The sequence below is a fragment of the Burkholderia diffusa genome (genome assembly GCF_902499115.1).
GTDB classification, from domain to species: domain Bacteria; phylum Pseudomonadota; class Gammaproteobacteria; order Burkholderiales; family Burkholderiaceae; genus Burkholderia; species Burkholderia diffusa.
Genome location: NZ_CABVPN010000029.1, coordinates 80,303 through 103,307 on the forward strand (window position 1 = coordinate 80,303; position 23,005 = coordinate 103,307).

Genomic DNA, 23,005 nt, shown 5'->3' on the forward strand with positions numbered 1-23,005 from the left:
CGAAGGATTCCACATCGATAACGGTGTCATCGTTGAAACGGACACAGCAGGCAAGCTTGCCGTGCCCGGCACGGATTGGCCGTTCAAGGGTCGCCCGCTCGGGTCGCTCGCCAGGCCGTATGCCGCACACGGCATGCGGATTGCTCCGGTTGCCGGACACCCGCGCACGCGTATCCAGCGTGTTGCGCCGCAACGTCGCGGACGTTCCATGCCGGTCGCGGATCGCATACGAACCATGAACCGCGTTTGCGTGCGCTGCGGGGTCGCCCGTACCTGCTCTTTTCAGGAAGGACGCCGATAATGGGATCGTTACCTCAGCTGGGAGCCGCGCCATGTCTGGAAGCGACGCATCGTCTTCACGCCCCGATCTTGCGCGGGGCATTTCGCTCGATGACATCGCTGACGGCGCGATGATCGAGGGTCAGGTCGGCGACACCACGGTGCTGCTGGTGCGTCGCGCCGACGCGCTGTTTGCCGTGGGCGCGCAATGCCCTCACTACGGCGCACCGCTGGCCGAAGGGCTGCTGGTCGGCGATACGATTCGCTGCCCGTGGCATCACGCGGCGTTCTGCCTGCGCACCGGCGAACGGCTGCGCGCGCCGGCGCTCGACGGCCTGACGTGCTGGCGCGTCGAACGTCGAGACGGCCGGGCGGTCGTGCTCGGCGCGCAGCCTGCCGCGTCGCCGCCCGTGTCGAACGCGGCCGGATTGCCCGAATCGGTGGTGATCGTCGGCGGTGGCGCGGCCGCTATCGCGGCGGCCGTGACGCTGCGGCAGGAAGGCTACCCGCACGCGATCACGCTGCTGAGCGCGGACAGCGAGCCGCCGTACGATCGACCGAACCTGTCGAAGGACTATCTGGCCGGCACGGCAGAAGCCGACTGGCTGCCGCTGCGCGGGGCGTCGTTCTATACGGACCAGCGCATCGATGTGCACTGCGGCACGCGCGTCGCGCGGATCGACCCCGCGCAACACGCGGTCGAACTCGCGGACGGCAGCCGCGTCGGCTACGGCGCGCTGCTGCTCGCCACCGGCGCCGAGCCGAACCGCCTGACCGTACCGGGCGCTGATCTTCCGCACGTGTGCGTGCTGCGCTCGCGCGCCGATTGCGATGCGCTGATCGGCAAGCTGAAGGCCGCGCGTCGCTGCGTCGTGGTCGGCGCGAGCTTCATCGGCCTCGAAGCGGCCGCCGCGCTGCGCACGCGCGGGCTCGACGTAGCGGTGGTCGCGCCCGATGCGCGGCCGATGGCGCGCGTGCTCGGCGACGCACTCGGCGACACGATCCGCGCGCTGCACGAGTCGCACGGCGTGGCGTTTCATCTTGGCGCGACGCCCACGCAGATCGCGCAGGATCACGTAACGCTGTCGAACGGCGATGTGCTGCCGGCGGACGTCGTGCTGGTCGGCATCGGCGTGCATCCGAACGTCGCGCTCGCGCAAGACGCGGGGTTGCTCGTCGATCGCGGCGTGACGGTCGACCGTTTCCTGAAGACGAGCGCGCCGGACATCTACGCGGCCGGCGACATCGCGCGCTGGCCCGATTCGCTGACGGGCGAACGCATTCGCGTCGAGCACTGGGTCGTCGCGGAGCGACAGGGAATCGCCGCGGCGCGCAACATGCTCGGCCGGCAGCAGCCGTTCGACGCGGTGCCGTTCTTCTGGAGCCAGCACTACGACCTGACGGTACGCTATGTCGGCCACGCGGAGCAATGGGATCGCGTCGAGATCGACGGCGATCTGCGCGCGCATGACGGTTCGGTGACGTACTGGCGCGGCGACAAGCGGCTCGCGGTCGCGACGATCGGCCGCGATCTTGACTGCCTGCGCGCGGAAGCGGCGCTCGAGCAGCAAGGCGCGACGCACGCGTGAGCAGGCTGCCGACTGTGCGTTGAGCGGTGCACGCTCCGGTCAAGATGTTGCGTATGCAACGGTTGTTGCATCGTCGCGACATGCGCGGAGATGGCCGAACCGGACATGAGCAGATAAACCGCGACTTCGGCTGCTCCATCGAGGTGTTCGCGACGCGGTTCCCGAACGCAATCGACGCGTATCGCGCGTTCGACGTGCGCGAGCCGGGCTGGATGAAGGTGAAACCGACGCCATGACGATGCGAACCGGAACGAGGAGGGCTGTGATGAACCAGATCGACGATCGCTACGACAACTGCATGGCCGCGTGCGATGCGTGTGCGCATGCGTGCGACGCGTGTATCGCGGGGTGCCTGGCGGAACCGGAATCGCACACCCTGGCAGGCTGCATCGCGCTCGACATCGAGTGCGCGCAGCTGTGCCGCCTTGCATCGGGCGCGATGGCGCGCCGCAGCGCGCTCGCGCCTCAGGTATGCGCGCTTTGCTCACATGCCTGCGAGCTGTGCGCAGCTGAATGCCTGCAGCACGCGCAGGACCACTGCCGCCGCTGCGCGCTGGCATGCGACACCTGCGCCGCGATGTGCCGCGCGATGACCTGAGCGATCAGCGCGCGTCGCGAACCTGGCGGGCGACGCGCTGCAGCAGCGCGTCGAGCACCGCCATCTCGACGGGCTTGACGAGGTGATCGTCGAAGCCCGCGCTCGCGGTGCGCGCGAAGTCGGCCGGGCTCCCATGGCCGGACAGCGCGACGCAGGTCATGCCGGCCAGTGCGTCGATCGCGCGCAGTTGGTGCAGCAGCGTGAAGCCGTCGACGTCGGGCATCGACAGGTCGACGAGCATCAGGTGCGGAACGAGGTCGCCCGCGAGCGCCAGCGCGTCGTCCGCGTTGTACGCGACGCGCGGCGCGTGGCCCTTGACCTGCAGCAGCACGGCGAGCGTGTCGGCGGAGTCGCGGTTGTCGTCGACGATGAGGATGCGCAGCGGCGCACGGGCCGGTTGTTCGGTTGTGCGCGGTGCGGGCGCATCGCCCGGCGTCGCGCGCGTGGCATGCTCGAGCGGCAGCCGTACCGTGAACGTCGCGCCATGGCCGGGGCCGCTGCTCTCAGCGGCGATCATCCCGCCGTGCAACTCGACGAACGACCGGCAGATCGCAAGGCCGAGCCCGAAGCCGTCCGACGGGCGCCGGCCCGGCACGGCTTCCTGCTCGAACAGGTCGAAGATCGATTCGAGCGAGCCAGGCGCGATGCCGACGCCGTGATCGGTTACGCGGATCGCGACGATCGGCCCTTCGGTGTGCGCGCCGACGTCGATGCGCCCGCCTTGCGGCGAGAATTTCGACGCGTTGTCGAGCAGGTTGTGCAGCACCTGCACGAGCCGCGTGGCGTCGCCGCGCACCACCAGCGGATCGGCCGGCAGATCGACGCGAATGTGCTGCCCGCGCGCGGCCAGCTTCGGCTGGATGCTTTCCACGCCGCGGCAGACGAGGTCGCGCACGGTCACCGGCGCGTCGTCGAGTTCGACCTTGCCGGCGGTGATGCGCCCGACGTCGAGCAGGTCGTCGACCAGTCGCGTCAAGTGTCCGACCTGGCGGTGCACGGCGTCGCGGCATTGCGCGAGCTCGGGCGCCGGATCGGGCAGGCTCTGCAGCACGCCGACCGAATGGCGCAGCGGCGCGAGATGGTTGCGCAACTCGTGCGCGAGCATCGCGATGAACACGCTGAGCCGGTGCGTTGACACTTCGAGTTCGGCCAGCCGCTTGCGCTCGGTCATGTCGCGTGTGATCTTGATGAAGCCGGCGAGCTGGCCCGCATGGTCGCGCACGGCCGTGATCGTCACGCTTGCCCAGAACAGCGACCCGTCCTTGCGCACGCGCCAGCCTTCGTCCTCGAAGTGGCCGCGCGCGACGGCTTCCCGGAGCCCGAATGCGGGCCGCCCGGCCGCGATCGCGTCGGGCGGATAGAAACGCGAGAAATGGTGGCCGACGATCTCGGCCGTGCGATAGCCCTTGATGCGCTCGGCGCCCGTGTTCCACGTCGCGACGTTGCCGTGCGCGTCGAGCATGAACACCGCGTAGTCGGTGATCGCGCCGACGACGGTCTCGAAGCGAAACTCGGCGAAGCGGTGCCGCAGATCGCGCGCATCGTTGGGTCCGAGCGGCGGGGGCGGATTGGAAATGGTGTCGTCTGTCTTCATCGGAACGGCAAGTCGTATGCGGGCGGAGGAACGCCGCCCCGCCGCAGCCGGCCGGGCTGGCTGCGGCCATTCAAATTGGATTGACACCCCGAAAGCATAAGGGAGGTCAATTCACCTGATCAATGGGGACGCACGGCCTGTGCCGCGCGGCGCACGTGGTGCGAAATCCTGCCGGAGGCGGCGGTGCGGCATGGCGATTGCATCTCTGTCCGGTCCGCCGCGGCGCTTTGCGGCTACACGAGGACATCGACATGAGCAGCACACTGAACCCCGACAACGAACCGGCCGGCCCGGACGACGACAACGCGCGGCGCGGCCGCGATGGCCGCGCGCTGGGGCCGAGCGACTCGTCCGACAGCGGCAGCGACATGGCGGGCGCGCGGCGCTATCCGTTCGACGTCGATTCGCCGCTCGACGAGCACGCGCTGGAGCGCGGAGACGCGGCCCTCGACAGCGATACGGACCGCGCGGGCACCGGCGAGCGCGCGTCCGCGGACGGCGATTCGGGGCTGGAGGAAGCCGCCGACATCGAGCCGGATCGCACGGACCGGCTGAGCGAGCCCGGCGGCATCGACGATCCGGACGCGCCGGGGGAACCCGGCACGGGCGGCGTATAGGGCCATAGCAGGACGACCGGCTGCGCAAAAACTGCAATCCCGTTGCAGATAGGGACGCCCGGCAAGAGACGTGCGGCGACGAGTGGCCGATCAGCGCCGCCCGTCGGCGGGCATCGGGCGCGAGGTGCGGGGATCAAGGCGTCGACCGGAATATTGACGTCGGCGTGCCGTCCCTTCGCGCCGGCAGGCGGCACATGACTTGCAACCGGTTGCCCGACGCGCGCCGCGACGCGACGTGGGGCCGTGCGCGGCACAGGCGCGGATCAAGGAGAGACACGATGCAACGGCGATATCCCGGACCGCAAGCCGAACGGAGCGGCCTGCCCGACTGGCAGGCGCGCCGCGAACGCGCGTACGGGGACACCGGCGAGCGCGATCTCCGTGGCGACCCATTCCGACGGGACGATGCCGACTACGAATCCGCGCACCGGCGCTTCGCGAGCGAGGACGTCGGCCCGGAAGACTGGGGCAGCGAATGGAGCGAGCGCCCGGCGGGCTCGTGACCGGCTCGTTCTTGCAGGAGAAGCCGAGATGAACATGCGCGACGTGCAACTGCCGCCGGTCGTGTCGGTCGTCGTGCCGACGTATCGGCGGCCCGATTTGCTCGAGCGCTGCCTTGAAGCGCTGTGCGTGCAGGTATTCGATCCGACCACCTACGAGATCGTCGTCGTCGACGACGACCCGGCCGGCAGCGCATGGGAGACCGTCGACGCGTGCCGCGCACGCGTGAGCGATGTGCCCGTGATCCGTTATATGACCGCACCCGATACGCAGGGGCCGGCGGGCGCGCGCAACATCGGCTGGCGCAGCGCGCGCGGCGCGCTGATCGCGTTCACCCACGACGACACGATTCCCGATCCGACCTGGCTGCGTCATGGCGCGGCCGCGCTGCTCGCCGAACCGGCCGCGGTGGCTGCGGCGGGGCGTATCGACGTGCCGCTGCGTGCGCACCCGACCGACTACGAGCGCGACGCGGCCGGCGTCGCGCGCGCGGAATTCGCGACCGCGAACTGCTTCGTACGGCGCACGGCGCTCGAGTGCGTCGGCGGGTTCGACGAGCGCTTCACGCGCGCATGGCGCGAAGACGCCGACCTGATGTTCGCGCTGCGCGAGCATGCGGGACCGATCGTCGAGGTCGACGCCGCGCGGATCGTGCATCCGGTGCGCCCCGCGCGCTGGGGCGCAAGCATCGGCCAGCAATCGAAGGTGTATTTCGACGCGCTGCTGTACAAGAAGCATCGCGCGACCTACCGGCGTCATATCCGGCCGATGCCGCCATGGCATTACTACGCGGCCGTGCTGTTCGTGCTCGGCGCGATCGGCTGCTTCGTGGCCGGGTGGCGCGCGCCGGGCATCGCCTGCGCGGCGGCCTGGGCCGTGATTACCGCCGCGTTCTGCGCGAACCGGCTGCGCGGCACGCGGCTCACCCCGTCGCACATTGCCGAGATGATCGTCACGTCGATCGCGATTCCGCCCGTGTCGCTGTACTGGCGCATGCGCGGCGCGCTTCACTTCCGGGTGTTCTTCCTATGATGCTCGAATCCGTTTCGTCGTCCGGTCCGGTCCGCATCGCGGTATTCCGCGCGCTGCAGCTCGGCGACATGCTGTGTGCGGTGCCGGCGCTGCGCGCGTTGCGGCGTGGCGAACCGGCTGCGCGCATCACGCTGATCGGGCTGCCTTGGGCTCGCGAGTTCGCATCGCGCTTCTCGGACTACGTCGACAACTTCATCCCGTTTCCCGGCGCGCCGGGGCTCGACGAGCAGCCGGACGCCGAGCCGGCCGCGCGCGAGGCGTTCGTCGCGGAATGCCGCGCGCGCGACTTCGATCTGGCGATCCAGTTGCACGGCAGCGGCGCGCAGACCAACGCGATCGTCGCGTCGCTCGGTGCGACGCGCACCGCCGGCTTCGTGCCGCCTGACGGCGGCACGACCGCGCTCGACTGTTCGCTCGTCTGGCGCGACGGGGAGCCCGAGGTCACGCGCTACCTGTCGCTGATGCGCAAGCTCGGGTATCCGGACTGGGGCGATTACCTGGAATTTCCGCTCGGCGGCCTCGACTATGCGCTATGGCATGTGCTGTGCGACGAACATGCGCTTGATCCGCGCCGCTACGTGATCGTTCATCCGGGCGCACGGATGGCGTCGCGGCGCTGGCCGGCCGAGCGCTTCGCGAGCGTGGCACGGCAGCTCGCGGACGACGGCTGGCAGATCGTGCTGACCGGTACGCGAGCGGAGCTTGCGCTGGCCGGTGCGTTCGTCGAACATCTCGCGCGGCCGTGCGTGAACCTGTGCGGGCGCACGCCGCTCGGCGCGCTGGCCGCGCTGATCGGCCGCGCGCGGCTCGTGCTGTGCAACGACACGGGCGTGTCGCATGTCGCGGCGGCGTTCGGCACGCCGAGCATCGTCGTCGCGTGCGGCAGCGACACGGCCCGCCGGGCACCGCTCGACGCCGAACGCCATCGCGTGCTCGCGAACTATCCGGCTTGCCGGCCGTGCACGTTCGACACGTGTCCGTACGGGCACGCGTGCGCGACGGCGATCGGTGTCGACGACGTGATGGAACGGGCGTGCGAACTGCTCGCCGAGGAGAGACGTCATGTCACGTAAGCGGTTGCGCGTGCTCACCTGGCACGTGCATGGCAACTATCTGTATTACCTGTCGCAGGCGCCGCACGATTTCCATATCGTGACGAAGCCGCAGCATCCGCCCGGCTACGCGGGGCGGGCCGGGCACCTGCCATGGGGCGACAACGTGCACGAGGTGAGCGTCGAGTGCGTGCGCGACACCGAGTTCGACTGCGTGCTGTACCAGCATCACGATCACTACGCGCACGACCGGTTGCGGCTCCTGAGCGACGCGCAGCGTGCGTTGCCGGCGCTGTTCGTCGAACACGATCCACCGCGCGAACATCCGACCGACACACTGCACCCGGTGCAGGATCCGAACGTGTTGCTGGTGCACGTCACGCCGTTCAACGCGCTGATGTGGGACAACGGCGTCACGCCGACGCGCGTGATCGAGCATGGCGTGCGGATTCCCGACGGCGTGGAGTATCGGGGCACGCTGCCGAAGGGCGTGACGGTCGTGAACAACATCGCGCGGCGCGGGCGGTGTCTCGGTGCTGACCTGTTCGAGGTCGTGCGTCACAGCGTGCCGCTCGATCTGGTGGGCATTGGGTCGAACGAGCTCGGCGGCATCGGCGAGGTGCCGAACCCGGCGCTGCCGCAGTTCCTGTCGCACTACCGCTTCTTCTTCAATCCGATCCGCTACGCGAGCCTCGAGCTCGCGGTGATTGAGGCGATGACGATCGGGCTGCCGATCGTTGCGCTCGCAACGACGGAGATGGCACAGCTCGTGAAGAGTGGCTGCAACGGGGTCGCCGATACGCGACCTGCCGTATTGATCGACGCGATGCGCATGTTGATCCGCGATCCGGACCTCGCGCGCGAGTGGGGCGCGGCGGCGAAGCGCGATGCGTGCGAGCGATTCGGGATCGAGCGGTTCGTGCGTGAATGGGATAGCGCGTTGCGCGACGTCGCGTCGTGAGCGGTTCAGCCGCCGAGGCGGCGCGCTTACGGGCTCGTCGCGCTCGGTGGCGCGCCCGCGCTCGCGGCGCCGCCGGCGCCACTTGCACCACTTGCATCATTCGCGCCTGACGCCGGTGCTGGCGCGCCGCTCGCGGCATTGCGCTCGTGTTCGGGCAATAGCGCGAGGCGGTTGTACAGCGTCTTCAGGCTGATGCCGAGCGCCTTCGCGGTGCGCGGCTTGTCGCCGTTGAAATGACGCAGCGACGCGACGATGAAGCGCTGCTGCGTATGCGCGAGCGTCGTGCCGATATGCAGCGTCATCGCATTGTGTCGGACTTCCTCTCGCGGCTGTTGCCGACGCGGCAACTGCAGTTCGATCTGTTCGTCCGCGAGGATGAACGCGCGCTCCAGCGCGTTGCGCAGCTCGCGCACGTTGCCGGGCCACGTATACGCGCGCAGCGCCTTCATCGCCTGCATCGACAGACGCTTGCGCGTGCGGTGCCGCGCGTTCAGCCGTTCGACGATCTGCAGCGCGATGTCGCCGACGTCGTCCTCGCGCTGCCGCAGCGCGGGCACGTGCAGCGCGATCGTCGCGATCCGGTAGAAGAGATCCTCGCGTAGCCGACCGCTGCGCACGGCCTCCACGGGATCGTGACGAGTGGCCGCGACGATCCGCACATCGAGCGGAATCGCTTCGTGACCGCCGACGCGCATGATCGTGTTCGACTCGAGCGTGCGAAGCAATTTCACCTGCAATTCCGCCGGCATTTCCGCGATTTCGTCGAGAAACAGCGTCCCGCCGCGCGCGGCTTCGAACATGCCCACATGTTGTGCAACGGCGCCGGTGAAGCTGCCTTTCTCATGTCCGAACAAATGGGATTCCGCGATGTCTTTCGGAATTGCACCGCAATTGACGGGCACGAACGGGCCACGCCGGCGCGGGCTCATGTCGTGGATGAGCCGCGCGACGATGTCCTTGCCGGCGCCGCTCTCGCCGACCACCAGCACGCTGACGCGTGTGCTTGCGACGCGCGAAACTTTCAGCAGCAAGTTCTGAATCGTTCGCGAGCGGCCGAACAGTCGCGTGCCGTCATCGTCGGATTTCGACATGAGTGATATCGCGTCGGGAAATATTGACCGAAACCGTCGAAGACTCGATGAAAAAATGACCGGCACGCGTCGTTTTTTCATGTGGAGATCATACCTTTTATGCCGAAATAGGCGGATTGAATCTGGCAATGCCACCGCCGCCGCCGGATAAATTTATTCGATGAGTGGCGATTGCGCGACGTGCTTCTTCTATACTGCTAAGCACTCGATTGTCATGGCAGGACAGCTAGTCTGCTCATTCGTGTGCAGTGCGGACGTGCATGCCAAGTACCGGCGTCATGCCCCCGCATTGCATGCCAGCCGCGGTTTCGGCCGATGCTTGGCGCCGGGGCCGCATCACAAGGAGCTTCGATGCCTTATGTCCTGATCGTCGAAGACGATGCCGATACGCGCATGATGCTCGCGACGCTCGCCCAGGCGCAGCAACTCGCCTGCGACACGGCCGCGACGCTCGAAGAAGCGCGCACGCTCGTTTCGACGCATACCCCCGATCTCGTGTTGTGCGACCTCGTGCTGCCGGACGGCAACGGGATGGATCTGTTCGACGCTTTGCCCAAGCACGCGCATTGCGAAATGGTGCTGACCACCGGTCACGCAAGTCTCGAAACCGCGATCGACGCGTTGCGGCGGGGCGCGACCGACTATCTGGTGAAACCGCTCAACATGCAGCGGCTGAACAGCATCTTCGCGCGCGTGCCGCGCACCACCGCGCTGCACGAGGAAATCGCCGAATTGCGCTCCGAGCTGAAGCGTCTCGGCCGCTTCGGCCGGATGCTCGGCAGTTCGCCCGCGATGCAGGCCGTCTACGATGCGATCGGCCGCGTCGCGCGCACCGAAGCGTCGGTGCTGCTCACCGGCGAGTCGGGCACGGGCAAGGAGCTCGCCGCGCAGACGGTTCACGATTTGAGCCTGCGCCGCCGCGGCCCGTTCCTCGCGGTGAATTGCGGCGCGATCGCCGCGAACCTCGTCGAGAGCGAGATGTTCGGCCACGACCGCGGCAGCTTCACCGGCGCCGAGCGGCAGCACAAGGGCTTCTTCGAACGCGCCGACGGCGGCACGCTGTTCCTCGACGAAATCACCGAGATGCCGGTCGAATCGCAGGTCAAGCTGCTGCGCGTGCTGGAAACCGGGCGGCTCACGCGGCTCGGCTCGACGCGCGAGATCGACGTCGACGTGCGCATCGTCGCGGCCACCAACCGCGATCCGGAAGCCGCGATGGCGGACGGCAAGCTGCGGCCCGACCTGTTTCACCGGATCAACGTGTTTCCGATCCCGCTGCCGTCGCTCAGAGAGCGCGGCGAGGACATCCCGATGCTCGCCGACGCGTTCCTGCAGCGCTACAACGAGGAAAGCGGCCGCAACCTGCGCTTCGCGCCGGCCGCGCGCGAAGCACTGAAGACCTACGCGTGGCCCGGCAACGTGCGCGAGCTGCGCAACTTCGTGCAGCGCGCGAGCATCTTCACCGATGCGGACGTGATCGACACGCTGCCGCCGCCGATCATGGAAGAACTGTCGAACATGGTCGACTCGGACGAGGAGCGCGTGACGGTACCGTTCGGCACGCCGCTCGAGGAAGTCGACCGCAAGCTGATCCTCGGCACGATCGCGCAATGCGGCGGCGTGAAGGCGCAGGCGGCGGAGGTGCTCGACGTCAGCCTGAAGACGATCTACAACCGGCTCGCGCAACTGGAAGACGAAGTGGAGAAACCGGATTCCTGATGTCGTGCCGGACATGCTCATGCGCGCGCACCCGCACGGCGACGCGTTTCTTCGTCGAGCCGGCGGCGCATGCGCTCGACATGCGGCGGCAACGTGCGCCGCTCGCCCAGGATCCACAACAGGCTCGCGAACGCGGGCGCGATGCCGCGTTCGAGCCATAGGCGCGGAAACATGCGGACCATATGCGCGCGGCATCGGCGCGGTAGGGCGTGGTCCGGTCGAGCGCATCCTGCGGGCACTCCGCGATCAACCGGTCTGCGCGGCGCGCGAGCGTGTCCTCGATCGCGAAGCGTTCGTCGGGGAAACCGTCGGCACACCCTGATGCAGCCGGTGTACGTGGTCGAGCGAATGGAACGTCATGACGAGCGGAATCCCGAGATGGTTCTTCACGCGTAGCACGGCCTCGCCCGACGCGAAGCAGTTCGCGTGCATCACGTCGACCGGGTCGGGCTCCTGCCGCATGCGCGCCGTCATGTAGTCCGCAAGCGTGCCCGTATAAGGCAGCAGCCGTTCCTTCGCGATATCGGCGGGCGGCCCGACCGGCACGTGGATCACGCGCATGCGCGGACCGATCCGCGCGACTTCCAGCAGGTGCGGATTGTCGCAGCGCGTGCGGACGTCGACGTCGAGGCCGCGCTCGGCGCTTCGTGACGTTCGCGACGTAGATGTTCTGCACGCCCGCATCCACGCTGCCGATCACCCCCAGCGGCGACGCATCTTCACCGATCAACGCGATTCCTTGCATGGTGCTGCTCCCGAGATCGGGGCCACGCCGGCCAGCCCCGTTGCGTCCCCCTTCGGCAATCACCATACCCGCCACTTTGCTGGGCGCATGCCCCGCCCCCGTGCCGAAAAAATTACAACGCGTTGGATGAAAGGGCGTCTGGTCAGCGCGTCGCGCGTGCGCGCCGCGTATTGCGCGCGGCACGCGATTTGCGCCACCCGGATGTCCGCCGGCCATGCCGGCATCACCCGACAGGAGGTCACGATGAAGGTATTCCCGTTGCAAGCCCGCGCTCCGCGATTCCGCCGTCGTGCCGCGAAGCGTCTCGGCATGGCGGTCGCGATCGCCGCGGCCACTGCCTGTATCGCCGTCGCGCCGAACGTGTTCGCCGCAGGCGACGACGGCACGGCATCGTCATCCATGTCGTCGGCGACGCATTCGAGCACCGGTACGAAGATCCGCGACGCGACCATCACGACCAAGGCGAAAGCGGAGCTGGTCGGCACGAGCGGCCTGTCGGCCGGCGACATTCATGTAAAGACGCGCCACGGCATCGTGATGCTGACCGGCAGCGTGCCGGATGAACAGCAGCGCACGCAGGCCGTCAGCGTCGTCAAGCAGATCGACGGCGTGCAGGACGTGCGCAACCAGTTGACCATCCGCCCGAAATAACTTCGGCCTCGTAGAAGGAGTCCAGTGATGAACTGCATGCTCAAACCGGTCGGCGAGCAGACGATCGTGATCACGGGCGCCACGAGCGGCATTGGCCTCGTCACCGCGCGCAAGGCGGCACGGCGCGGGGCGAAGCTGGTGCTGTTCGCGCGCAACGAGGCCGCGCTGAACACGCTGTGCGAGGAAATCCGCCAGCACGGCGGCCTTGCGGTGCCGGTCGCCGGCGACGTCGGCATTCTCGAGGACCTGCAACGCGCGGCCGCGAAGGCGGCCGATACCTATGGCGGCTTCGATACGTGGGTCAACAACGCGGGCGTGTCGATCTTCGGCACGGCGGCGGCCGTGCCGCTCGAGGATCAGCGCCGGCTGTTCGACACCAACTACTGGGGCGTCGTGCACGGCTCGCTCGTCGCGTCGGACCATTTCCGGCGCAAGAGCGATTTCCACGGCGGCGCGATTATCAACATGGGCAGCGAGGCATCCGATGCGCCGGTGCCGCTGCAAAGTGCGTATGCGGCGTCGAAGCACGCAGTGAAGGGCTTCACCGATTCGCTGCGCCTCGAGATCGAGTCGGATCACTTGCCCGTGTCCGTCACGCTCATCAAACCGGCCGCGATCGACACGATGTTCGTGATGCACGCGAAGAACTACATGAACGTCGAGGCGAAGCTGCCGCCGCCGATTTACGACCCGGACCTCGTTGCCGACGCGATCCTGTTCGCCGCCGCGCACCCGCGCCGAGCGCTGTTCGTCGGCGGCGCCGCGAAGCTGACGTCGGCCAGCGCCTATCACGCGCCGCGCCTGTTCGATCGCGTCGCCGCCACGCTGTTCTCGCGCGGCCAGCGCACGGTGCGACCGGCGCGCCCGCGCGACGACAACGCGCTGTACGAGTCCCGCCATGCGCTGCACGAGCGCGAAGGAATGGAAGGGCTCGTGCTGCGCGGCTGTGCGTACAACGCGGTGGTGCAGCAGCCGAAGGTCGCGGGCGCGGTCGCGCTCGGCGCCGCGGCGCTCGTGGTTGCCGCGCTGGCACGTGCGCGGCGTGCCTCGACGTAACCGCGTTCGTTTCCGTATCCCGGTTTCTCATTCGAAGGAGGTTTCCATGTCATCCCGACAACATACGGGCCACGAATACAGCCACGCTCGCGCGCACGAAGGCGAGCGCACGCAGCAGGACCACGACAAGGGCGGCCACCAGACGGGGCACGGCAAGGCGCCGGGCCCGGTCGACGTGCAGAAGGCGCTGAAGGGGATGGACTATCCGGCGAGCAAGTCGGAAGTCGTCCAGTGCGCGGAGCGCTCGCACGCCGACCCGCGCGTAATCGACATGCTCAGGCAGATACCCGATCGCGAATATGGCACGCCGGCATCGGTATCGAAGGAGCTCGGGCGGCTGATGTGAGCGCCGCCACGTCGCGTCGCGCACGCCGTCGCGTGTGCGGCAGCTTACGGTCACGAGGAGCACGAACATGGCGATGATCGTCGCAGGACGCTTCACGACGTTCCATGAAGCGGAAGGTGGCGCGCGCCACCTTTACGAGCGCGCGTTCGGCCCGGACGACGTGTCGATCTTCTTCCTGAACCCGGGCGGCCAGCACGCGCGCTTTCCGATCGGCGGCGACGTATATGCCGATACGGCCGCGAAGCCGGGTGGCCGCGGCGCGATGGTCGGCGCGCTGCGCGGGCTGCTGATCGGCGCGATCGTCGGGCTGATCGTCTATGCGCTCGGCGTGCACTACTGGTTCGTGCCGGCCGCCGGCGCGCTCGCCGGTGCGTATCTCGGCGCATTCGGCGGCGCGCTCGGGCGGATGCGCGGCGAGCAGGCCGAAGGCAAAGGCACGCTTGCGCATACCGAAACCGGCGTGATTCTGGCCGCACGCGTGACGGCGACGAACGCGGCCGCCGCGGAAGACGTGCTGCGTGCGACCGGCGCGCAATCGATCGAGCGCGTCGAGGGTGACTGGCACGACGGCGAGTGGCGCGACTTCGATCCGGTGCGCCGGCCGGACGGCACCGCGCAGGGCCGCCCGCGCTGAACGAGTCGTTTCCGCCTGCGCCTGCAGCGCGGCGTGCCGCAGCGCGGGCCGGTGCGCGGTACACGGCACGCAGCTTGCGATGCATTCGCGACACCCGTTCAAGGAGGAACCCATGACCATCGCCAGGACACCGCCGTCCCAGACGCAGACGCAACAGCCGGGCCACGAGCGGGAGATGCATCCGAAGCCGCGCGACGAAGCGGCCGATTACGTCGGCAGCGGCAAGCTGGCCGGCAGGGTCGCGCTCGTGACGGGCGGCGACAGCGGGATCGGCCGCGCGGTCGCGATCGGTTTCGCGAAGGAGGGCGCTGACGTCGCGATCGTGTACCTGAACGAATCGGACGATGCCGCGCACACGAAGCGCCTGATCGAGCAGGCGGGGCGGCGTTGCGAGGCGATCGCATGCGACGTCGGCGACCGCCGGCAGGCACGCGACGCGGTCGCGCGCACGGTCGAGCGGTTGGGACGCCTCGACGTGCTGGTCAACAACGCGGGCGAACAGCATCCGCAGCAGGGCATCGAGGACGTGACCGAGGAACAGCTCGAAGGCACGTTCCGCACGAACGTGTACGGAATGGTGTTCTGCACGCAGGCCGCGCTGCCGCACATGAAGGCGGGCGGGCGCATCGTCAATACCGCGTCGGTGACCGCGTATCACGGCAGCCCGAAGCTGCCCGACTACTCGGCGACCAAGGGCGCGATCGTCGCGTTCACGCGCTCGCTGTCGATCGAGCTGGCCGAGCGCGACATTCGCGTGAATGCCGTCGCGCCCGGCCCGATCTGGACGCCGCTGATTCCGTCGACCTTCACCGCCGAACAGGTATCGAAGTTCGGCGCGAACGTGCCGCTCAAGCGGCCGGGGCAGCCGGACGAGCTGATCGGCTGCTACGTGCTGCTCGCGTCCGAAGGCGCGAGTTACATGACGGGACAGACCTTGCATCCGAACGGCGGGTCGATCGTCGGCGGGTGACGATTCTGCCCACACAAGGAGAAAGCGCATGAAACAGCCCAACTGGACGATCGCGGCGCTCGCCGCGGGTGTACTCGCGGTGTCGGGATTCGCGCATGCACAGATGCCGAGCGAGCCGCCCGCATCGAATTCGCACGTGCCGGGCGGCGTGATCAACCCGACGTCGGGTGCCGGCGCGGGCGATCCGGGCATCGCGAAAGCACCGCAGGGCGTCGATGCGGAATTCGTCGACAAGGCCGCGCTGGCCGGCAAGGCCGAGGTGCAGGCGAGCCAGCTCGCGCTGGAGCAGGCGCAGTCCGCGGACGTGCGCACGTTCGCGAAGAGGATGGTGGCCGACCATGGCAAGGCCGCTATGAAGCTCAACGAGATTGCCGCGCGCAAGGGCATGAAACCGCAGGTCGAGCAGATCACGGATCCGGACGTCGAGGCATTGCGCGGCAAGCGCGGGCACGACTTCGACACCGCCTATGTTGCCGCGGTCGGCCCGGACGCGCACAAAAAGGCGGTTGCGCTGTTCGAGGAAGAGGCGCGCGACGGCAAGGACGCGCAACTGCGTGCGTTCGCGACATCCACGCTGCCGACGCTCAGGCATCACCTCAGCATGGCGGAGGCACTCCAGCGCAAGGTGGGCGCGCAGTAACGCGCGTCCGTTTCAACCCCAGGGCCGCGCGGGCGGCCCGTTCTTTCGGAGAAGCAGTCATGGCCCAACGACAATCGAAGCATGCAGGCATCCTCGAACTGCTCTGCCAGGCATACGAGACCGAGCTTGGCGGCGCGAAGATCTACGAGGCCGCGCTCCAGTGCGCGACCGACGAGGACCTGCACAAGGAATGGGAGAAGTACCACCGCGAAACGATGCATCACCAGGACGTACTGCGCAAGGTATTCGAAACACTCGGCCTCGACCCGGATACGAAGTCGCCGGGCCGCGCCGCCGTGGAGGCGACCGGCAAGTCGCTCGTCCAGGTGATCGAGCAGGCGAGGAAGCAGGCCGAGCCGGCGGTCGCGCAGGTCGTCGCGGCCGAATGCGTGGTGCTGGCCGAAACCAAGGATCACCTGAACTGGGAACTGATCGGCTATGCGGCCGACCAGTTGCGCGACGGCGACGCGGCGAAGGCACTGAAGGCTGCACACGATGAAGTCGAGGCCGACGAGGACCATCACCTGTATCACACTCGCGGCTGGGCGCGCGAGATGTGGATCGAATCGATGGGCTTCAAGGCGGTGCTCCCGCCGCCGGAGGAAGTGAAGAAGGTCGAGTCGGCGGCCGACGCGGCGCGTGCCGAAAAGTCGCGCGGCAAGATGATGTAACCATGCCGATCGGGCAACCGGGCCATGCTGCTTGCGCGGCCGCCCGGCTGTCCGATATCGTTGCTCTGCCGTCCCCGTCCGCCTCGCTTGAACGGTTGCTGACGCAACCACACCGTGCCGGTCAGGTCAGCATGTCCACGGCCATCACGATCACCGATCCCGCCATCAGCACGCCCGCCAGCCACCCGAACACGTTCGATGCGATGCCGCTGCCGGGCTGGCCGGCCGCATCGCGTCGCTGTGACAGCCGTCGGTACCACGGCTGACCGGTGGATGCGGCGGTCGTGGTTTCCCGCGCCGCGTCGTTGCCGCGCGGGCCGCTCATTCGGCGTCCCCTGCTGCGCCGCGCGCGAGGCGCGACGCAGTGCGCAGCGCGTCCACGAGCGTCCGGTATGCGTGCTCGCGCGAATCGGCGCCGCGCGTGCGCAGCACGTAGGACGGGTGATAGGTTGCGACGACGAAACAGCCGTCGGGTGAGCGAACCGGCTTGCGCGTGCGCTCGAGCGTTGCTTCGTTGTCCTGCAGCACCGCGCGCAGTGCCGTCGCGCCGAGCGCGACGATCACCCGCGGGCGGATCGCATCGAGTTCGCGTTCGAGCCAGTAGCGGCACGCCGCGACCTCTCGCTGCGCGGGCGTCTTGTGCAGCCGACGCTTGCCGCGCGGCTCCCATTTGAAGTGCTTTACCGCGTTGGTCAGATAGACGGACGTGCGCTCGATCCCGGCTTCGTCGAGCGCGCGGTCGAGCATGCGGCCCGCCGCGCCGACGAACGGGATGCCCCTGCGGTCTTCCTGATCGCCCGGCTGCTCGCCGACCAGCATGATGCGCGCGTCAGCAGGCCCCGCACCGGGCACTGGCTGCGTCGCATGTTCCCACAGCCCGCAGCGGCGGCAGGCGTCGAGCGTGGCTGGTGCATCGTCGGCGTCGACGAGCGAGACCGCCGAGCGCTTTGCGGACGCTTCGCGCATCATGCGGTGCTTCCTGCACCCGTCGGCGCCGGGCTCGCGTCGGCGTGCGCACGACGGCGTGCTCGCCGGTGGGCGGCCAGCGGATCGAAAGCCTGTCCGGGTCGGAATATCGGTAGTGCGCGCATTGACGGTTCCCATATCGACGCTGTGCACTTCGTACAGCAACCGGCGTGCCGCATGCAGTTGAAACGCGTGTGCAGTTGGCGCTGAGGGCAGCATCCGGTTACGGGAGAACGCCGCGATACAATTCGACCCCTACGACGATGCGGGCGCCGGCGACGTGCTGCCGTGATGCGCGGCCGTGCCGCGGACGCCGCACCTGTCCGGAACCGGCGAGTGGCCGCGGACGATCAGGCGTGGCCGATCGGGCGCCTTACACGGCACGTGTAAAACGGCATCGGGCGTCGCCGTGCCGAGCGCATTCGCCCGCCGCATGCGATACGGCGGCGCGGCTGGCGCATCGCAGCCGGGCATTTCCCGGCTGGGTGTGCTTGTCCGAATCGTGCAAAATACCCGGCATCAGAGATGCGGAGACCAGGCCCGTGGGAATCAACTTCGATTTGACCGACTTGCAGGCGTTTCGCGCGGTGGTGGAGCTGGGAAGCTTCCGGAAGGCCGCCGAGGCGATCAGCATTTCGCAGCCCGCGTTGAGTCGCCGGATCGACAAACTGGAGGAAGCGCTCGGCGTGCGGCTGTTCGAGCGCACGACGCGCAGCGTCACGCTGACGACGGTCGGCCGCGTGTTCGCGCCGAGCGCCGAGCAACTGCTGGACGATCTCGACGTCGCGCTGCTTGGCATCCGCGACGTCTCGTCGAGCCGCCTCGGTCACGTGACGATCGCGTGCGTGCCGTCGGTGGCCTACTACTTTCTGCCGAACGTGATCGCGAGCTATCATCGCCGCTTTCCGCGCATCAGGGTCAAGCTGCTCGATGCGAGCGCGAACGAGGTGCTGAGTGCCGTCATCAGCGGCGAGGCCGACTTCGGTGTGAGCTTCATGGGCAGCCAGGAGTCCGAGGTCGAGTTCAAGCTGCTGCTGCAGGAGCGATTCGTTGCCGCGTGCCGGCGCGATCATCCGCTCGCGCGCAAGAAGCGCGTGACCTGGAACGAGCTTTACGAGTACGAGTATGTGTCCGTGGACAAGACATCCGGCAATCGCTTGTTGCTCGATCAGGCATTGACGAGCGTCGCGCCGCGTGCGCCGAGCGTGTGCGAGACGCGCCACGTGACGACCATGCTCGGGCTGGTCGAGGCGGGGCTCGGCGTCGCCGCGGTGCCGTCGATGGCGATGCCCGGACACGACCATCCGCTGCTCACGAGCGTGCCCCTCGTCGAACCGGCGGTCAAGCGCCGCGTGGGCATCGTGAAACGGCGTGGACGCCCGCTGACGCCGGCCGCGGAGGAGTTTCACCGGGCGATCGTCGACGCCAGACGCGGCAGTGCGCCACACAGCGATGCATCGAAGTGATGCATGCGACGAATACGACCGGAACATCGAGGAAGACCACACCGTGAGGCTGGGAAGACCGCTGCATTCGCTCTACGTGCAGGTTCTGCTGGCGATGGCGCTCGGCGTGAGCGTCGGCCACTTCTGGCCGTCGGCAGGCGCGTCGCTCAAGCCGCTCAGCGATGCATTCGTCGGTCTCGTGCGGATGATGATCGCGCCGATCGTGTTCTGCACGATCGTCTCCGGCATCACGTCGCTGGCGAACGGGAAGGCCATCGGGCGCACGATCGTCCGCGCGCTGGTGCTGTTCTACCTGCTGACCGCCGCCGCGCTCGCATTCGGGCTCGTCACCGCGTTCGTGCTGCGGCCCGGCGCCGGCATGCACGTCGACGTGCGCCATCTCGACGCGAGCGTTCTGGCGCAATACGCGCAGCATGCGCAACCGCGCGGACTCATCGCGTTCGCGCTGAGCGTGATCCCGGATACGATGCTCGGCGCGTTCCAGCAGGGCGAGGTGCTGCCCGTGCTGCTGCTGTCGCTGCTGTTCGGTTTTTCGCTGAACGCGTATCCGCAGGCCGGGCGGCCCGTGCTGGCGCTGATCGACGGCGTCGCGCAGATCGTCTTTCGCGTGCTCGCGATGATCATGCGGCTCGCCCCGCTCGGCGCATTCGGCGCAATGGCCTTCACGGTGGGCCGCTTCGGCATCGGTTCGGTCGGCTCGCTCGCACGGTTGATGGTGTCGTTCTACGTGGCCTGCGGGCTGTTCGTCGCGCTGGTGCTCGCGCCGCTCGCGCGGTTGCACGGTTTCGCGTTGTGGCGGCTGTTGCGCTACATCCGCGAGGAGTTGCTGATCGTCCTCGCGACGTCGTCCACGGAACCGGTATTGCCGCGGCTGATCGTCAAGCTGGAGTCGCTCGGTTGCGACAAGGGCGTCGTGGGGCTCGTGCTGCCGGCTGGCTACTCGTTCAACCTGGACGGCACCGCGATCTATCTGACGCTCGCGGCATTGTTCATCGCCCAGGCGTGTGATGTGACGCTTTCCGCGCCGCAGATCGCGGCGATGCTGGCCATCATGCTGCTGACGTCGAAGGGCGCGGCCGGCGTGTCCGGCAGCGGGCTCGTCGCGCTCGTCGCGACGCTCGCCGTGATGCCCGACCTGCCGGTTGCCGGCGTCGCGCTTCTGGTCGGCATCGATCGCTTCATGTCCGAGGCGCGTGCACTGACGAGCGTGATCAGCAACGCGTGCGCGGTGATCTTCGTTTCAATGCGGGAAGGGGCGTGCGATCGTGCGCGTCTCGCGCAGATGCTGAACGGGACCGGACCTGTTGGCCCGAATGGCGCCGATGGAGCGGAGTCCGGCGCCCGGCCCGACGGGAAGGCGGTCTGACGCGCACCTTCCCGTCGTGCGTGCTCAGTGTGCGGAGACCGAATCCAGCCCGGTCGATTTCACTTCCGCCTGCACGTCGGGCGACGCGAGATAGTCGAGAAGTGCCTTCGCTTCCTGCGGGTGCTGCGCGCCCACGGGGATGCCGGCCGCGAAGCGCGTGACGGACTGCAGCGACTCGGGAATCTTCCCGGCGAAGGTCGCGCCCTTCACGGGCAGCAGTTCGCTCACCTGCTGAAAGCCGATCTCGTAGTCGCCGTTCGCGACCACGGATGCGACCGGGATTCGCGGGACCATGGTCGCCTTCGATTTCACCTGGTCCTCGACGCCGAGCTTCCTGAACAACTCCCGCTCGATGTAGACGCCGCTCGCGCTGTCCGAGTAGGCGATCGACTTCGCATGCAGCAGAACCTGCTTGAGGCCTTCGGCGGTGCTGATGTCGGGTTTCGCCACGCCGTCGCGCACGACCATGCCGATGCGCGAATCGGCCAGCTCGACGCGCGATCCGGCGATCACCTTGCCTTGCCGGATCAGATCGTCGAGCGCATAGCCGACCATGATCACGGCGTCGGCCGGCTCGCCGCGCGCGAGCCGGTTCGGAATCGCTTCAGGCGATTTGCCCATCGACGGGCCGAGCGCGGTATCGAGTGTGTTGCCCGTGTGGGACGCGAACCGCGGGCCGAGCAGTTTGTAGGCGGCGGTGAAGCCGCCCGAGCTCATCACGTGCAGGTCGGCGGCCTGCACGTTCGCGGTGACCGCCGAGGTGGCGACGAGCGCTGTGGCGCAGAGTTTCAGGAGCAGGGTTTTCATGGTCGTGGTCTTGGCCGTGTGGAGTCGGGACAGGTCGTTCGGCATGAGGAGGTTTCAGTGCGCCGGCGTCAGCGTGACCGTCCGCCGGCGATACAGGGCGAACGTCGCGAGCAGCCCGCATACCGCGGCGAGGCTCATCCAGTAACCGGGCGCGGCCTTGTCGCCGGTCATGTGAATGAGCGCCGTCGAGATGGCCGGCGTAAAGCCGCCGAACACGGCCGTGGCGAGGCTGTAGGCGAGCGAGAAACCCGCCACGCGCACCTCGACGGGCATCACTTCCGTCAGGGCGACGACCATCGCACCGTTGTAGATCCCGTACATGAACGACAGCCACAGAAGCACGAGCAGCATGTTGACGAACGATGGCGCATGAGCGAGCAGGGACAGCGCCGGGTACGCGGTGGCGATCGCAAGCAGCGTCATGCCGACGAGCAGCGGCCGGCGGCCGATGCGATCGGACAGGGCGCCGCCGATCGGCAGCCACACGAAGTTCGACACGCCGACGCACAGCGTCACGAGCAGGCTGTCGGCCGTGCTCAGGTGCAGGACCGTCTTGCCGAAGGTCGGCGCGTAGACGGTGATGAGATAGAAGCTCGTGGTGGTCATTGCGACCAGCATCATGCCGGCGACCACGACGCCCCAGTTGCGCGCCAGCGTACCGAACACTTCCTTCATGCCCGGACGATGCTTGCGGGCCTTGAACGCCTGCGTTTCCTCGAGGTTGCGGCGCAGCATGAAGATGAACGGCACGATCATGCAGCCGACGAAGAACGGCGCGCGCCAGCCCCACGCGGCGATGGCCGACGTGCTCAGCCATTGATTGAGCGCGAAGCCGAGGGCTGCCGCGACGACGATCGCGACCTGCTGGCTGGCAGACTGCCAGCTCGTGTAGAAGCCCTTGCGGCCAGGCGTCGCCATCTCGGCGAGATAGACCGACACGCCGCCGAGCTCGGCGCCTGCCGAAAAGCCCTGCAGCAAGCGCCCGACGAGCACGAGCGCGGGCGCGAGCAGGCCGATCGTCGCGTAGCCCGGCACGAACGCGATCAGGATCGTGCCGCTTGCCATGATGGCCAGCGTGACGATCAGGCCCTTGCGGCGGCCGACGTCGTCGATGTACGCACCCAGCACGATCGCGCCCAGCGGCCGCATCAGGAAGCCCGCGCCGAAGACGGCGAAGGTCATCATCAGCGACGCGAACTCGCTCGCGGCGGGAAAGAATACGGCGGAGATCTGGGTGGCGTAGAAGCCGAACAGGAAGAAGTCGAACTGCTCGAGGAAGTTGCCGGCCGTCACGCGGAATACCGCGGCGGCCTTCGAACGTCCGGTCGGAAGGCTGGGCGAGGGGTGCATCAGGGTGTCTCCAGAAAATGCGGGAAATGCGCGGGGAACGATCGATTGTCGTTTCGGTAATCTTCACCCGAAGACGAGAAAACGATAAGTGCGATTTTCGGAAGGATTGATGTTGTTTGGTTATCAATCGGGGAGCGCGCTACGCCAGTCGCGCACGGCCGGCGACCGACGACGCCGGCCTCAAAGGATCGGCACGCCTCGTAGATCCGTCAAAAAGCCCCAAAAAAAGGTTCATCGCGGATTACCGGGGAACGCGGCGCGGATCTTGAGGAAGAAGTATTCCTCGTCGCGATACCCGTAGGCC

General features: G+C 68.0%; 23 protein-coding genes and 3 pseudogenes. 18 read left to right on the forward strand and 8 right to left on the reverse strand.

Annotation, left to right across the window (positions count from 1 at the left end):
- Positions 1 to 332: 332 nt before the first annotated feature.
- From BTE28158_RS26250 to BTE28158_RS26260, 3 genes are read left to right on the forward strand one after another with little or no spacing between them, the layout of a single operon-like run.
- A complete protein-coding gene (locus tag BTE28158_RS26250) occupies positions 333 to 1,868 on the forward strand; it encodes an FAD-dependent oxidoreductase (protein WP_151049035.1) in 1,536 nt (511 codons plus the stop codon).
- A 26-nt stretch (positions 1,869 to 1,894) separates the two neighbouring features.
- Positions 1,895 to 2,104 (forward strand): hypothetical protein, encoded by a 210-nt coding sequence (locus BTE28158_RS26255; RefSeq protein ID WP_151049036.1) that lies wholly within the window; start codon positions 1,895 to 1,897, stop codon positions 2,102 to 2,104.
- A gap of 29 nt (positions 2,105 to 2,133) precedes the next feature.
- Entirely contained in the window at positions 2,134 to 2,466 is a 333-nt protein-coding gene (locus tag BTE28158_RS26260) for a four-helix bundle copper-binding protein (protein ID WP_108064785.1), read from the forward strand.
- A 4-nt stretch (positions 2,467 to 2,470) separates the two neighbouring features.
- Here BTE28158_RS26260 and BTE28158_RS26265 read toward each other — a convergent pair whose 3' ends face one another.
- Positions 2,471 to 4,060 carry a PAS domain-containing hybrid sensor histidine kinase/response regulator gene (locus BTE28158_RS26265; protein WP_151049037.1) on the reverse strand — a complete coding sequence of 530 codons (1,590 nt, stop codon included), beginning with the start codon at positions 4,058 to 4,060 and terminating at the stop codon, positions 2,471 to 2,473.
- A 251-nt stretch (positions 4,061 to 4,311) separates the two neighbouring features.
- On the opposite strand from BTE28158_RS26265, the gene BTE28158_RS26270 reads away from it, so the two are divergent.
- The 5 genes and pseudogenes from BTE28158_RS26270 to BTE28158_RS26290 all read left to right on the forward strand — a co-directional run bounded on the left by BTE28158_RS26270 (position 4,312) and on the right by BTE28158_RS26290 (position 8,223).
- The gene (locus BTE28158_RS26270) at positions 4,312 to 4,677 is read left to right on the forward strand and encodes a chemotaxis protein (RefSeq protein WP_170296428.1); all 366 of its coding nucleotides are present in this window, start codon (positions 4,312 to 4,314) and stop codon (positions 4,675 to 4,677) included.
- Between the two features lie 278 nt (positions 4,678 to 4,955).
- Positions 4,956 to 5,171, forward strand: a pseudogene (locus BTE28158_RS26275) (BON domain-containing protein); the annotation flags it as partial.
- Positions 5,172 to 5,208: 37 nt separating this feature from the next.
- A complete protein-coding gene (locus BTE28158_RS26280) occupies positions 5,209 to 6,210 on the forward strand; it encodes a glycosyltransferase family 2 protein (protein ID WP_151049038.1) in 1,002 nt (333 codons plus the stop codon).
- The gene (locus BTE28158_RS26285) at positions 6,207 to 7,283 is read left to right on the forward strand and encodes a glycosyltransferase family 9 protein (RefSeq protein ID WP_151049039.1); all 1,077 of its coding nucleotides are present in this window, start codon (positions 6,207 to 6,209) and stop codon (positions 7,281 to 7,283) included. Before BTE28158_RS26280 ends, BTE28158_RS26285 begins: the two co-directional genes overlap by 4 nt.
- Positions 7,273 to 8,223, forward strand: a complete 951-nt coding sequence (locus BTE28158_RS26290) for a glycosyltransferase (protein ID WP_124625466.1) — start codon at positions 7,273 to 7,275, stop codon at positions 8,221 to 8,223. Before BTE28158_RS26285 ends, BTE28158_RS26290 begins: the two co-directional genes overlap by 11 nt.
- A 26-nt stretch (positions 8,224 to 8,249) precedes the next feature.
- Here BTE28158_RS26290 and BTE28158_RS26295 read toward each other — a convergent pair whose 3' ends face one another.
- Positions 8,250 to 9,314, reverse strand: a complete 1,065-nt coding sequence (locus BTE28158_RS26295; protein ID WP_151049040.1) for a sigma-54 interaction domain-containing protein — start codon at positions 9,312 to 9,314, stop codon at positions 8,250 to 8,252.
- Positions 9,315 to 9,665: 351 nt separating this feature from the next.
- Between BTE28158_RS26295 and BTE28158_RS26300 the strand changes: the two genes are divergently transcribed.
- Entirely contained in the window at positions 9,666 to 11,033 is a 1,368-nt protein-coding gene (locus BTE28158_RS26300; protein WP_124625462.1) for a sigma-54-dependent transcriptional regulator, read from the forward strand.
- A 17-nt stretch (positions 11,034 to 11,050) separates the two neighbouring features.
- Here the strand turns inward: BTE28158_RS26300 and BTE28158_RS26305 are convergent, their stop codons facing one another.
- Both BTE28158_RS26305 and BTE28158_RS26310 read right to left on the reverse strand, forming a co-directional pair.
- Complete coding sequence (locus tag BTE28158_RS26305) at positions 11,051 to 11,206, reverse strand: hypothetical protein (protein WP_174920159.1); 156 nt, start codon at positions 11,204 to 11,206, stop codon at positions 11,051 to 11,053.
- Between the two features lie 8 nt (positions 11,207 to 11,214).
- Positions 11,215 to 11,778 (reverse strand): annotated as a pseudogene (locus BTE28158_RS26310) (glycosyltransferase); the annotation flags it as partial.
- 243 nt (positions 11,779 to 12,021) lie between these two features.
- Here BTE28158_RS26310 and BTE28158_RS26315 point away from each other — a divergent pair.
- The 7 genes from BTE28158_RS26315 (at position 12,022) to BTE28158_RS26345 (ending at position 16,746) form a co-directional block, all read left to right on the forward strand.
- Positions 12,022 to 12,429: a BON domain-containing protein gene (locus tag BTE28158_RS26315; protein ID WP_151049041.1), complete on the forward strand. Its 408-nt coding sequence runs from the start codon at positions 12,022 to 12,024 to the stop codon at positions 12,427 to 12,429.
- Positions 12,430 to 12,456: 27 nt separating this feature from the next.
- Entirely contained in the window at positions 12,457 to 13,485 is a 1,029-nt protein-coding gene (locus BTE28158_RS26320; protein ID WP_151049042.1) for an SDR family oxidoreductase, read from the forward strand.
- Positions 13,486 to 13,531: 46 nt separating this feature from the next.
- Positions 13,532 to 13,831: a DUF2795 domain-containing protein gene (locus tag BTE28158_RS26325; protein WP_059605954.1), complete on the forward strand. Its 300-nt coding sequence runs from the start codon at positions 13,532 to 13,534 to the stop codon at positions 13,829 to 13,831.
- A 67-nt stretch (positions 13,832 to 13,898) separates the two neighbouring features.
- Positions 13,899 to 14,465 carry a hypothetical protein gene (locus tag BTE28158_RS26330; protein WP_151049043.1) on the forward strand — a complete coding sequence of 189 codons (567 nt, stop codon included), beginning with the start codon at positions 13,899 to 13,901 and terminating at the stop codon, positions 14,463 to 14,465.
- A gap of 112 nt (positions 14,466 to 14,577) precedes the next feature.
- The gene (locus BTE28158_RS26335; RefSeq protein ID WP_151049044.1) at positions 14,578 to 15,435 is read left to right on the forward strand and encodes an SDR family oxidoreductase; all 858 of its coding nucleotides are present in this window, start codon (positions 14,578 to 14,580) and stop codon (positions 15,433 to 15,435) included.
- A 28-nt stretch (positions 15,436 to 15,463) separates the two neighbouring features.
- Complete coding sequence (locus tag BTE28158_RS26340) at positions 15,464 to 16,075, forward strand: DUF4142 domain-containing protein (RefSeq protein ID WP_151049045.1); 612 nt, start codon at positions 15,464 to 15,466, stop codon at positions 16,073 to 16,075.
- A 59-nt stretch (positions 16,076 to 16,134) separates the two neighbouring features.
- Positions 16,135 to 16,746 (forward strand): hypothetical protein, encoded by a 612-nt coding sequence (locus BTE28158_RS26345; RefSeq protein ID WP_124901567.1) that lies wholly within the window; start codon positions 16,135 to 16,137, stop codon positions 16,744 to 16,746.
- Positions 16,747 to 16,867: 121 nt separating this feature from the next.
- Here the strand turns inward: BTE28158_RS26345 and BTE28158_RS33000 are convergent.
- A pseudogene (locus tag BTE28158_RS33000) lies at positions 16,868 to 16,993 on the reverse strand (divalent metal cation transporter); the annotation flags it as partial.
- 74 nt (positions 16,994 to 17,067) lie between these two features.
- Positions 17,068 to 17,715, reverse strand: a complete 648-nt coding sequence (locus BTE28158_RS26355; RefSeq protein ID WP_151049046.1) for a UdgX family uracil-DNA binding protein — start codon at positions 17,713 to 17,715, stop codon at positions 17,068 to 17,070.
- 539 nt (positions 17,716 to 18,254) lie between these two features.
- Here BTE28158_RS26355 and BTE28158_RS26360 point away from each other — a divergent pair.
- A complete protein-coding gene (locus BTE28158_RS26360) occupies positions 18,255 to 19,178 on the forward strand; it encodes a LysR family transcriptional regulator (protein WP_059605973.1) in 924 nt (307 codons plus the stop codon).
- A 43-nt stretch (positions 19,179 to 19,221) separates the two neighbouring features.
- Positions 19,222 to 20,544 (forward strand): C4-dicarboxylate transporter DctA, encoded by a 1,323-nt coding sequence (gene dctA / locus BTE28158_RS26365; RefSeq protein WP_151049047.1) that lies wholly within the window; start codon positions 19,222 to 19,224, stop codon positions 20,542 to 20,544.
- A 24-nt stretch (positions 20,545 to 20,568) separates the two neighbouring features.
- Here the strand turns inward: dctA and BTE28158_RS26370 are convergent, their stop codons facing one another.
- A complete protein-coding gene (locus BTE28158_RS26370) occupies positions 20,569 to 21,351 on the reverse strand; it encodes a substrate-binding domain-containing protein (protein ID WP_151049048.1) in 783 nt (260 codons plus the stop codon).
- A gap of 54 nt (positions 21,352 to 21,405) precedes the next feature.
- Positions 21,406 to 22,701 (reverse strand): MFS transporter, encoded by a 1,296-nt coding sequence (locus BTE28158_RS26375; protein ID WP_151049049.1) that lies wholly within the window; start codon positions 22,699 to 22,701, stop codon positions 21,406 to 21,408.
- Positions 22,702 to 23,005: the final 304 nt, after the last annotated feature.

Excerpts from the sequence above, each read along its gene's own strand:
- BTE28158_RS26355 (WP_151049046.1), bottom strand. The coding sequence starts at position 17,715 with ATGATGCGCGAAGCGTCCGCAAAGCGCTCGGCGGTCTCGCTCGTCGAC.
- BTE28158_RS26320 (WP_151049042.1), top strand. The coding sequence starts at position 12,457 with ATGAACTGCATGCTCAAACCGGTCGGCGAGCAGACGATCGTGATCACG.
- BTE28158_RS26330 (WP_151049043.1), top strand. The coding sequence starts at position 13,899 with ATGGCGATGATCGTCGCAGGACGCTTCACGACGTTCCATGAAGCGGAA.
- BTE28158_RS26325 (WP_059605954.1), top strand. The coding sequence starts at position 13,532 with ATGTCATCCCGACAACATACGGGCCACGAATACAGCCACGCTCGCGCG.
- BTE28158_RS26265 (WP_151049037.1), bottom strand. The coding sequence starts at position 4,060 with ATGAAGACAGACGACACCATTTCCAATCCGCCCCCGCCGCTCGGACCC.
- BTE28158_RS26280 (WP_151049038.1), top strand. The coding sequence starts at position 5,209 with ATGAACATGCGCGACGTGCAACTGCCGCCGGTCGTGTCGGTCGTCGTG.
- BTE28158_RS26260 (WP_108064785.1), top strand. The coding sequence starts at position 2,134 with ATGAACCAGATCGACGATCGCTACGACAACTGCATGGCCGCGTGCGAT.
- BTE28158_RS26270 (WP_170296428.1), top strand. The coding sequence starts at position 4,312 with ATGAGCAGCACACTGAACCCCGACAACGAACCGGCCGGCCCGGACGAC.
- BTE28158_RS26295 (WP_151049040.1), bottom strand. The coding sequence starts at position 9,314 with ATGTCGAAATCCGACGATGACGGCACGCGACTGTTCGGCCGCTCGCGA.
- BTE28158_RS26315 (WP_151049041.1), top strand. The coding sequence starts at position 12,022 with ATGAAGGTATTCCCGTTGCAAGCCCGCGCTCCGCGATTCCGCCGTCGT.
- BTE28158_RS26335 (WP_151049044.1), top strand. The coding sequence starts at position 14,578 with ATGACCATCGCCAGGACACCGCCGTCCCAGACGCAGACGCAACAGCCG.
- BTE28158_RS26290 (WP_124625466.1), top strand. The coding sequence starts at position 7,273 with ATGTCACGTAAGCGGTTGCGCGTGCTCACCTGGCACGTGCATGGCAAC.
- BTE28158_RS26340 (WP_151049045.1), top strand. The coding sequence starts at position 15,464 with ATGAAACAGCCCAACTGGACGATCGCGGCGCTCGCCGCGGGTGTACTC.
- BTE28158_RS26250 (WP_151049035.1), top strand. The coding sequence starts at position 333 with ATGTCTGGAAGCGACGCATCGTCTTCACGCCCCGATCTTGCGCGGGGC.
- BTE28158_RS26305 (WP_174920159.1), bottom strand. The coding sequence starts at position 11,206 with ATGTTTCCGCGCCTATGGCTCGAACGCGGCATCGCGCCCGCGTTCGCG.
- BTE28158_RS26345 (WP_124901567.1), top strand. The coding sequence starts at position 16,135 with ATGGCCCAACGACAATCGAAGCATGCAGGCATCCTCGAACTGCTCTGC.
- BTE28158_RS26285 (WP_151049039.1), top strand. The coding sequence starts at position 6,207 with ATGATGCTCGAATCCGTTTCGTCGTCCGGTCCGGTCCGCATCGCGGTA.
- BTE28158_RS26300 (WP_124625462.1), top strand. The coding sequence starts at position 9,666 with ATGCCTTATGTCCTGATCGTCGAAGACGATGCCGATACGCGCATGATG.
- BTE28158_RS26375 (WP_151049049.1), bottom strand. The coding sequence starts at position 22,701 with ATGCACCCCTCGCCCAGCCTTCCGACCGGACGTTCGAAGGCCGCCGCG.
- BTE28158_RS26370 (WP_151049048.1), bottom strand. The coding sequence starts at position 21,351 with ATGAAAACCCTGCTCCTGAAACTCTGCGCCACAGCGCTCGTCGCCACC.